This is a genomic window from Gemmobacter caeni (genome assembly GCF_003054195.1).
Classification (GTDB): Bacteria; Pseudomonadota; Alphaproteobacteria; order Rhodobacterales; family Rhodobacteraceae; genus Gemmobacter; species Gemmobacter caeni.
In genome coordinates this window covers 1-9,642 of sequence record NZ_QBKP01000042.1, presented here as the reverse complement: position 1 = coordinate 9,642, position 9,642 = coordinate 1, and the positions used below count along the sequence as shown (strand labels likewise).

The window sequence follows — 9,642 nt, the reverse complement described above, 5'->3', positions numbered from 1 at the left end:
GGTCTTGTAGGTCGGGGATGTAGGTCTGCTCATGCACCCCAGCTACCACGCTGGATTCATGAGATGAATCCCACAGGGGTTTGTGCAACAGAGCCCCCTGAAGCAGGAAGCCGCGTGATGGGGCGCTTTCTGGTTCTTCTGTTGCTCTTCCTGCCGAGCCCGATCTGCGCCGAAATTGCGCGGGTCACTTCGGGAGAGCACGATGGTTTTTCACGCCTTGTTGTGTCTGTCGGGGAGCCCGCAACCTGGAAACTGGGGCGGCTGGAGGATGGATATCTGCTTCAGATCAGCAAACCGGGCCTGACCTTCGATTTGTCACAGACATTCCGCCGGATACCTAAGACAAGGCTGGCCGGGGTTGATGTTGCGGCCTTTGGCAAACTCAGGATCGCCATGGCCTGTGATTGTCATGCCGAAGCATTCGAGTTTCGACCAGGGATTATCGTAATCGACCTGAAATCGGGCTCCCCTCGGAAGGACTCACCCTTCGAGATGCCTTTGCTGATCGACAACCCCGTGATACCGGGTTTACCGCCCTCCTCCAAAGAAGCAGAGAGCGGATCATTGCCGCTTCTGGATGATCTTGCCCTTGGCGGCATGCGAAAGACCATAGCCGAGGGCATTGGCGCAGCGGCGACCCAAGGTTTGGTTGATCTGAGCACCCCCAGGATCGCCCGACCCAAGGCTGTGGAGCAAGTTTCCACCCCACAATCCGAACATGTGAGGGTCAAACCGCCGGAGGGGCTGGAAACACATATCTCGGAAAATGCGGAAAAGTCGCCGCAAGACGGTGCGTGCCTCGGAGAGGACAGCCTCCTTCTTCCGGAATGGTCGGATGAAGCGCCGGTTTTCGGGCAGTTTTCCGCATTGAGGCAAGACCTTGTCGGAGAGTTCGACGAGCCGCAGCCCGAGGCTGTCGCGATGGCGGCGCGGAGATATATTGCGATGGGTTTCGGGGCCGAAGCTGCACAGTTGGCCAATACCTTTCCCCAAGGCTTGAAAGATATCCCGATTCTGCTTGCCCTCGCGCGCTTGGTGGATGGCGAGAGGCCGGAAAGGAACCCGTTTACCGGCATGGAAGGCTGTGACTCGCCTGCCGCGCTCTGGTCGGTGCTGGCGCGTCCCTCGCTTCGCCCGGGCGAGCGGGTCAATCGAGATGCCATTTATATGGGCTTTTCCCGACTGCCACTTGCCCTGCGTGAATCCCTGGGTCCGGGTCTTGCAGAGCGTTTCCGGCAAAACAGGGATGCCGAAATGGTCCGAAAAATCAGGGATGTCATGGCACGCGGTAGCCCGTCGGCGAGTTCGGCTGTGCGTGCGCTTGACGCATCCATCGCGGCAGAGGAAGCGCCCCGCGAAGCCGAGAGATCTTTTCGCAACATCGCGTCCTGGCATGATGAACTGGAACCCGCAGCCCTGATCGCGCTGGTCGATATTGCCTGGAAAGCAAGCGCGCCGGTCGAGGCCGGGCTTGTGCAGGATCTGGAAATTCTTGCGCAGCAATACCGGGGTCAGCCGGACGACCAAAGGCTTCATCACGCCCTTGCTGTTGCGCTTGCGCTGAACGGACAGTTCTCGCGCGGCTTTGCGGCGGCGGCAGACAATCAGACGCGGCTGATTGTCTGGGATATTCTGGCGGAGCGCGCAGGGAGCTCTGATTTGCTGATGCTGGCAAGCGATGCCTCCGGCGCCCCTGCGGAGCTGCCGGCCAAAACCCGGTCTGTTCTGGTTGCGCGCTTCATGGACCTGGGTCTTCCCGAGCTTGCGGAGAGTTGGGCGACGCAGGGGCGTCCCGCTTCTGAGGACGCATCGGATCGGCTTCTTTCGGCAAGATTGGCAGCGCAGCGCAAGGATGCCGCAGCCGCATTGCGAGGATTGGCGGGGCTGGAAGGGCCAGAGGCTGATGCGCTTCGCGGCGCGATGCTGATGCAAATGGGGTTGTCGGCCGAAGCTGTGGGGGCATTCCGGCGCGCGGGCGATGATGAAGCGATGCGGCAGGCGCTGCGCGTATCCCGGTCCTGGCGGGCGGTTGCCGAACAGGATCAGGGAATCTGGCGTAAGGCCGCGGCGTTTGACAGCGATTCACCCGTGGAAGAACTCGCGGACAAGCCGCTTGCCCACGCAAGAAGCTTGGTTGAAAGAAGCGGCCAGTCGCGTTCCGCACTTGAAAAGCTGCTTGCGACAGTCGCCGGGGGCGGGTTGTGAGTCAGGCCTCGAAGCGGGTTGCGCCACGACGCATGGTGTTGACGGGCTCCGGCAGGGTCAAGGCCTGATATGCACGCTGGTCGCAATGATTGCGCGGGCAGATGCGGCAGTTGATCCCCACGGGTGTCATTGTGATGCCTGAAAGCAGGAAGGGTTCAGCATAGCCGATTTCGCTGACATGTTCGAGGGAACAACCCATTGCGACGGCCAAGCGATTGTCCTGTGCGTGGCGTACCCATGTCGGCCGCTCCACCGTGCGTGAGAATACGAAAAACCGGCCGCCATCGGGCATTTCCACAAATTGCGGGACGATGCGTCCGGGCGTGCGGAAGCTGGTGTGAACATCCAGCCGCGGGCAGGCGCCACCGTGTTCTGCCAGCGGAAAACTGGTGGCATTGAACCTTTTGGCAACGTTTCCGCCCTTGTCGATGCGCAGGAAGAAGAAGGGCACACCCGGTGCACCCTCGCGTTGAAGCGTTGTTGCGCGGTGGCAGGCCTGTTCGAAGCTGACGCCGAATCGGGTGGCAAGATGGTCGAAGTCATACTTTGTGGCCTTCGCCTCTGCCAGAAAGGCATCATAGGGCATCAGGACTGCGGCGGCGAAATAGTTCGCAAGCTCCACCCGCAGACGCGCAACGCCTTGCGGATCTTTCAGCACCGACGCGGCGATAACCCCGTCCAGAAGCGGGGCCAGCTCCAGCAGGGCGCACATGTGCACAAGCTGGAAGATGCGGTTTGTGTGGTCCAGCGCTTCGGAAAGCTGAATTTCGCGCTGCGTCACGTTATAATCGCGCAGTGAAAAGGGCATGTCCTCAACAGGAAGAACCCGAACCCGAACGCCCAGCCTATCCCGCAGCCGACGCTTCAGCGCGTAATAGATGTCATCCCGTTCAACCTGTTCCGTGCCCCAGAAGGCTTCGGCAGCCTCTTCCAGATCCCGGAAATTGTTCCTGTTCTTGCGGAAGATGTCATGAACTGCTGCCTCGGGTGAGGACAGCGGGGTCTGGCCCGCAAGCTCCGTCATTGAAAGAAGCTGGTCGGAAATCGCGTGGTAGGCACGATGCAGGCGCAGAAAAGCCGCTGCGAGGTCCGGGCTGTGAATGAGCGCGGCGCGCAGTTGCGGCAGATCCGGCCGCAACTGCGCAAAGAGAGGGTCCTGCACAGCGCCGCGCAGCTCGGGCAAAAGATTGGCGTTGTCATCCTCGGCGATGTCCCGCCAGTCGACGCCATAAGTGTCCATCAGCCGAAACAGGATCGCGACGGAAACAGATCTTTCGTTGTTTTCCAAAAGGTTGACATAAGATGCGCTGATGCCGAGCGCCTTTGCCATCTGGGCCTGGGTCTCTCCCCTTTCCTGCCGCAAACGGCGAAGCTGGGGGCCGATGAATGTCTTCTGCATACGGTTGCACACAAATTTCTGGTTCGTCAACTTTACAATATTACAATTTATGAACCATGTAAATTCTCGCGTTTACAGCAGAACGCAGATTCATTTCCCCACAGTGAAATTTCCCGGCATCAATAATCTCAGCAATGGGAGGATTGCCATGAAAACCGGACTTTCTCACCTCTTCATCCCCGGCCCCACCAATGTGCCGGAAACCGTTCGCCGCGCCATGAACGTGCCGATGCAGGACCACCGCGCCCCGGATTTTGGGGATTTGACGGCCAGCATCTTCGCCGATCTCAAGACCGTCTACGGCACCACCAAGGGGCGCGTGGCCCTGTTTCCCGGATCGGGCACCGGCTGCTGGGAGGCGGCCATCACCAATACGCTGAATCCCGGCGATAAGGTGCTGATGGCGCGGCATGGCCAGTTTTCGCATCTCTGGGCAGAGATGGCAAAGAAGCTGGGGCTTGAGGTGCAGCTGATCGACCTGCCCTGGGGTGCGGGCGCCCCGGTAAAGGAATTCGCCCGTATTCTGGGCGCGGACAGGCATGGCGAGATCAAGGCGATCTTCGTCACCCATAACGAAACCGCGACTGGCGTGACCTCGGACGTGGCGGGCGTGCGCAAGGCGCTGGACGACGCGCTGCATGATGCGCTGCTGTTTGTCGATGGCGTGTCCTCGATCGGCTCGATCCCGTTCCGCATGGATGACTGGGGAGTCGATCTGGCGGTGACCGGCAGCCAGAAAGGGCTGATGAGCCCGGCGGGTCTGGGTATGCTCGCGGTCAGCCCGAAGGCGCTGAAGGCGATGGAAAGTTCCACCATGCGCCGTGCCTTCTTCGACCTGGCCGACATGCTGCGCGCGCATGACGGCGGTTCATTCCCCTATACGCCGCCGGTGCCGCTGCTGCATGGCGTGAAGGCGGCGCTGACGCGGATGATGGAAGAAGGGCTGCCGAACATTCATGCGCGGCACAAGCGGCTGGCATCGGGTGTGCGCCGTGCGGTGGCGGCCTGGGGGCTGGACCTCTGCGCCGAACATCCGACGCTTTATTCCGATACCGTCACCGCGGTGCGCGTGCCTGAAGGAGTAGATGCGCGCGAGGTCATCCGCATCGCTTATGAGCGCTACAACTGCTCGCTCGGGTCGGGGCTTGGCCCACTGAACGGCAAGGCCTTCCGCATCGGCCATCTGGGCGATCTGAATGAAGGGATGTGCCTCACCGCCATCTCCATCGCCGAAATGGCACTGGTCGAGGCCGGTGCCCGGATCAAGCTGGGTTCGGGCGTTGCCGCTGCCCAGGAAGTTTACCTGATGCGCCCCGCCCAGCCCGAGCTGCGGCTGGCCGCCGAATGATCTCCGGATAAACAGGACAGACACATGAGCCACACTTTGCACCCGCTGCGGCGCCAACGCCTGCAGCGCTCGGAACTTGCCGTCCCGGCGTCCAACCCCACCATGATCGACAAGGCCGCGACTGGCCCGGCGGATTACATCTTCCTTGACCTTGAGGATGCGGTGGCACCGCCGGAAAAGGAACAGGCCCGCAAGAATGCGATTCAGGCGCTGAACGACATCGACTGGGCGGCGGCGGGCAAGACCGTTTCTGTCCGCATCAACGGGCTGGATACGCACTACATGTATCGTGACGTCGTTGATGTGATGGAGCAGGCGGGTGATCGCGTGCACACGCTTCTGGTGCCCAAGGTCGGCGTGACCGGCGATCTGTATATGGTCGAGGCCATGGTGAACCAGATCGAGATGGCGAAGGGCTATCAGACCCGCGTGGGCCTTGAGGCGCTGATCGAAACCGCGCTGGGCATGGCGAATGTCGAGGCCATCGCGCAGTTCGGTGGCCGGCTGGAGGCGCTGCACTTCGGCGTGGCAGATTACGCGGCGAGCCTCAGGGCGCGCACCACCAACATCGGTGGTCTGAACCCGCATTACCCCGGCGATCAGTGGCATTCGGCGATCAGCCGCATGGTGGTTGCCTGCCGCGCCTATGGCCTGCGCGCCATTGACGGGCCGTTCGGCGATTTCAGCGATCCCGAAGGGTATAAGGAGGGCGCGCGTCGCGCCGCCGCGCTGGGCTGCGATGGCAAATGGGCCATCCACCCCTCGCAGGTCACGCTGGCGAACGAGGTCTTCTCGCCGCCGGATACCGAAGTCACCCGCGCCCGTCGCATCATCGACGAATTGCGCAAGGCGGAATCCGAAGGGCGCGGCGCCGCCTCGCTGGACGGCAAGATGATCGACGCGGCCTCGGAACGCATGGCGCGCAACGTCATCGTTCTGGCCGACGCCATCGCCGCACGCTGAGGGAGGAATATAAATGGATATTCATGAATATCAGGCGAAGGAAATTCTGGCAGGCTTCGGCGTGCCGGTCCCGCGCGGTGGCCTGGCTTACAGCCCGGAACAGGCAGGCTACCGCGCGCGCGAACTGGGTGGCAGCGCCTGGGTGGTGAAGGCGCAGATCCACTCGGGTGGCCGGGGCGAGGCGGGGGGGGTGAAGCTATGCCGCAGCCCCGAGGAAGTGCAGGACTACGCGCAAACCCTGTTCGGTCGCCAGTTGGTGACAAAGCAGACCGATGCGAATGGCAAGGGGGTCTATCGGCTTTGGGTCGAGGCGGCGTCCGAGATCCGGCAGGAGCTGTATCTGGGCTTCGTGCTGGACCGGAAATCCGAACGCATCATGATTGTCGCCTCCGCGCATGGCGGTATGGAGATCGAGGATCTGGCGGAAAGCGACGCGGATTCGCTGCGCCGCATGGTCATCGACCCGGCGGTGGGTCTGGTGCCGTTCCAGGCGCGGGAGCTTGCCTTCTCGCTGGGCCTGCGCGGTGGTCAGATCGCGCAGATGGTCAATGTGCTGACGGCCTGCCACCGTGCCTACCGCGAGCTTGACGCCACGATGGTCGAAATCAATCCGCTGATCATCAACGGCTCGGGTGATCTGGTGGCGCTGGACGCGAAGATGAGCTTTGACACCAACGCGCTCTATCGTCGCCCCGAGGTCGCCGAACTGCGTGACCGCAGCCAGGAAGACCCGCGCGAAAGCATGGCCGGCGATTATGGTCTGGCCTATGTCGGGCTCGACGGTGACATCGGCTGCATCATCAACGGCGCCGGTCTGGCCATGGCCACGATGGACATGATCAAGCTGGCCGGGGGCGAGCCTGCCAACTTCCTCGACATCGGCGGTGGCGCCAGCCCGGAGCGGGTGGTCCGCGCCTTCCGCACCGTGCTGACCGATCGCAATGTGCAGGTGATCCTCGTGAACATCTTCGCGGGCATCAACCGCTGCGACTGGGTGGCCGAGGGGGTGGTGAAAGCCTACCGCGAGGTCGGCATGACCATCCCGGTCGTGGTGCGCCTTGCCGGAACCAATGTCGAGGAAGGCCAGCGCATCCTCGCCGAAAGCGGGCTGCCGCTGCACACCGCTGACACGCTTGCCGAAGCGGCCGACATCGCCGTTGGCCTGCGCCAGAAACGCGCCGCCTGAGGGAGGAAAGTATGACCATTCTGATCAACGAGACGACCAAGGTCATCGTTCAGGGCATGTCGGGCCGCATCGGCCAGTTCCACAGCGCTGACATGATCAAGAACAACACCAATGTGGTGGGTGGCGTGGTGCCTGGCAAGGGCGGAGAGACTTTCCTCGACCGGCCACTGTTCAACACCGTGCGCGAGGCGGTGGATGCGACGGGGGCCGAGGCAAGCCTCGTCTTCGTGCCGCCGCCCTTCGCGGCCGATGCGATCATGGAGGCGGCGGATGCAGGCATCAAGACCGCCGTCTGCGTGACCGACGGCATCCCAGCTCAGGACATGATGCAGGTGAAACGCTTCCTGCGCCGCTATCCCGAAAACCGCAAGATGCGGCTGATCGGGCCGAACTGCGCGGGCATCATCTCGCCCGGCCGCGGCTTCATGGGCATCATGCCGCCGCATATCTACATGCCGGGTCGGGTAGGCATCGTCGGTCGTTCCGGCACGCTGGGCTATGAGGCTGCCAGCCAGATGAAGGCGTTGGGCATCGGCGTTTCCACCTCGGTCGGTATCGGCGGCGATCCGGTGAACGGGTCAAGCTTCCGCGACATCCTGCAACTGTTCGAGGCCGATCCCGAGACCGATGCCGTCGTAATGATCGGTGAGATCGGTGGCCCGCAGGAGGCGGAGGCCGCCGCCTGGGTGCGGGAACATATGTCGAAGCCGGTGGTGGCCTATATCGCCGGGCTGTCGGCGCCAAAGGGCCGCAAGATGGGCCATGCCGGGGCCATTGTTTCGGCCTTTGGGGAAAGCGCGCAGGAGAAAGTGGAGATCCTGACCGCGGCTGGCATTTCCATCGCGCCAAACCCCTCCGCCATCGGGGCCACGGTGGCGCAGGTATTGGGCCGTCGCGCCGCGGCCTGATGCGTTGCTCCGGCGCCTCGGTTTCGGGGCGCCGGATGCAGGGCAGTTGACAGAACGGCCCGGTCCTTCCTATCTCGGGGCATCGCGGGGCCAAGGCGCCCGCGGCAACACGGTGACCGGGCCCCTCTGGCAAGAGATCGGCGCTCTTGTGATGTCGGCACCTCGCGTTCTGGACCGCCGAGCGGAATGCTGACTTTCATGTCCACATCAACGGCCAAGCCCATGGTCGCATATCTCAAATGGGCCTTCATCGTGACAGGTGTCGGGCTGGCGCTGGGCGCCGCCCTTGGCTGGCAGACAACCGGCACGCTTTCCGGTGCGCTGACCATCTTCTTCATCTGCGCCGTTCTGGCGGTGCTGGAGATCTCGCTGTCCTTTGACAATGCCATCGTCAACGCCAACAAGCTCAAGACGATGAGCCCGGTCTGGCAGCACCGATTCCTGACCTGGGGTATCCTGATCGCGGTTTTCGGCATGCGGATCGTCTTCCCGCTGCTGATCGTGGTCATTGCCGCGCATGTCGGTCCGATCGACGCGCTGATCATGGCGGCCGCCCGCCCGGCTGAATACGCGCGCATCATGCAGGAGGCACATCTGCCCATCGCCGCTTTCGGTGGCACTTTCCTGATGATGGTGGCGCTGACCTATTTCTTCGATCAGGAAAAGGATGTGCACTGGGTCGAATGGCTGGAAAGCCGCATGGCCTCTTACGCCACGATCAAAGGGGTCGAGATCGCGCTTGTGCTGATCCTTGTCCTCCTGTTCTCGCGCCTTCTGGAGGGCGAGGCCCGGAACGTCTTCGTCTATTCCGCCATCTATGGCTTGCTGACTTTCCTGCTGGTCGAGGTGCTGGGCGGGTTTCTGGATCGCACGCAGGAAACCACGCGCGCTGCGGCGCAGGGCGGGCTGGGCGCCTTCCTCTACCTGGAGGTGCTGGATGCCAGCTTCTCGTTTGACGGGGTGATCGGGGCCTTCGCGCTCAGCCAGAACCTGTTCGTCATCGCCATCGGGCTGGGCATCGGTGCGATGTATGTGCGTTCCATGACCATCATGCTGGTCGAACGCGGTACGCTGGCCGAATACCGCTATCTGGAGCATGGGGCGTTCTACGCCATCCTGATCCTGTCGGTGATCATGTACTGCCAGACGCTCGTGCATATTCCCGAGGTCATTACCGGACTGGGAGGGGCGGCTTTGATCGGTGTTGCCCTCTGGTCGTCGATCCGCAGCAACAGATGTGAGGCGGGTGCGGCGCCGAAGTAAGCAAAGGCCGGGGGAAGCCCCGGCCTTTTGCATTTCCGCGAGGGGAAGCCGCCGTTCGCGGGAAGGGAATCGCGCGGAATCAGCGGCTTGGCCGCGGCATCTGGCGTGCTGATTCTGTTTCCCGGTGCCATGTGGAACGAGATCCACCAGCCAGCCTACAGTCTCGGGAAACTTTTATTACGCAGCGCAACCGTCATATTGTGCTAAAAATTTCTCCACATACCACATGCAGCGCAACATTCCGCAGCATGAAAAAAATCTGACACATTCCTGCATTTTTGCTCTTGCGGGTTTTTGGGTGTGGGCCTAGAAGCTGCCTCACCGAAACGGACGGTGGCGGGAACGAAGCGAAGCGGAAGCGAGCTTGGGA

7 protein-coding genes are annotated in these 9,642 nt (G+C 62.2%); 6 read left to right on the top strand and 1 reads right to left on the bottom strand.

Annotated elements, in window-relative coordinates; genetic code table 11:
- Nucleotides 1-117: 117 nt before the first annotated feature.
- On the top strand, nucleotides 118-2,205 hold the full coding sequence (locus tag C8N34_RS25080; protein WP_108130982.1) for a hypothetical protein: 2,088 nt from the start codon (nucleotides 118-120) through the stop codon (nucleotides 2,203-2,205).
- 1 nt (nucleotide 2,206) lies between these two features.
- Here the strand turns inward: C8N34_RS25080 and C8N34_RS25075 are convergent, their stop codons facing one another.
- Nucleotides 2,207-3,604 (bottom strand): helix-turn-helix domain-containing protein, encoded by a 1,398-nt coding sequence (locus tag C8N34_RS25075; RefSeq protein WP_054303961.1) that lies wholly within the window; start codon nucleotides 3,602-3,604, stop codon nucleotides 2,207-2,209.
- Between the two features lie 148 nt (nucleotides 3,605-3,752).
- Between C8N34_RS25075 and C8N34_RS25070 the strand changes: the two genes are divergently transcribed.
- The 5 genes from C8N34_RS25070 to C8N34_RS25050 all read left to right on the top strand — a co-directional run bounded on the left by C8N34_RS25070 (nucleotide 3,753) and on the right by C8N34_RS25050 (nucleotide 9,272).
- The gene (locus C8N34_RS25070) at nucleotides 3,753-4,952 is read left to right on the top strand and encodes a pyridoxal-phosphate-dependent aminotransferase family protein (protein WP_054303960.1); all 1,200 of its coding nucleotides are present in this window, start codon (nucleotides 3,753-3,755) and stop codon (nucleotides 4,950-4,952) included.
- A gap of 24 nt (nucleotides 4,953-4,976) precedes the next feature.
- On the top strand, nucleotides 4,977-5,915 hold the full coding sequence (locus C8N34_RS25065) for an HpcH/HpaI aldolase/citrate lyase family protein (protein ID WP_054303959.1): 939 nt from the start codon (nucleotides 4,977-4,979) through the stop codon (nucleotides 5,913-5,915).
- A gap of 13 nt (nucleotides 5,916-5,928) precedes the next feature.
- A complete protein-coding gene (locus C8N34_RS25060) occupies nucleotides 5,929-7,101 on the top strand; it encodes a malate--CoA ligase subunit beta (protein WP_054303958.1) in 1,173 nt (390 codons plus the stop codon).
- An 11-nt stretch (nucleotides 7,102-7,112) separates the two neighbouring features.
- On the top strand, nucleotides 7,113-8,009 hold the full coding sequence (gene sucD / locus C8N34_RS25055) for a succinate--CoA ligase subunit alpha (RefSeq protein WP_054303957.1): 897 nt from the start codon (nucleotides 7,113-7,115) through the stop codon (nucleotides 8,007-8,009).
- A gap of 198 nt (nucleotides 8,010-8,207) precedes the next feature.
- Nucleotides 8,208-9,272: a DUF475 domain-containing protein gene (locus C8N34_RS25050; protein WP_054303975.1), complete on the top strand. Its 1,065-nt coding sequence runs from the start codon at nucleotides 8,208-8,210 to the stop codon at nucleotides 9,270-9,272.
- Nucleotides 9,273-9,642: the final 370 nt, after the last annotated feature.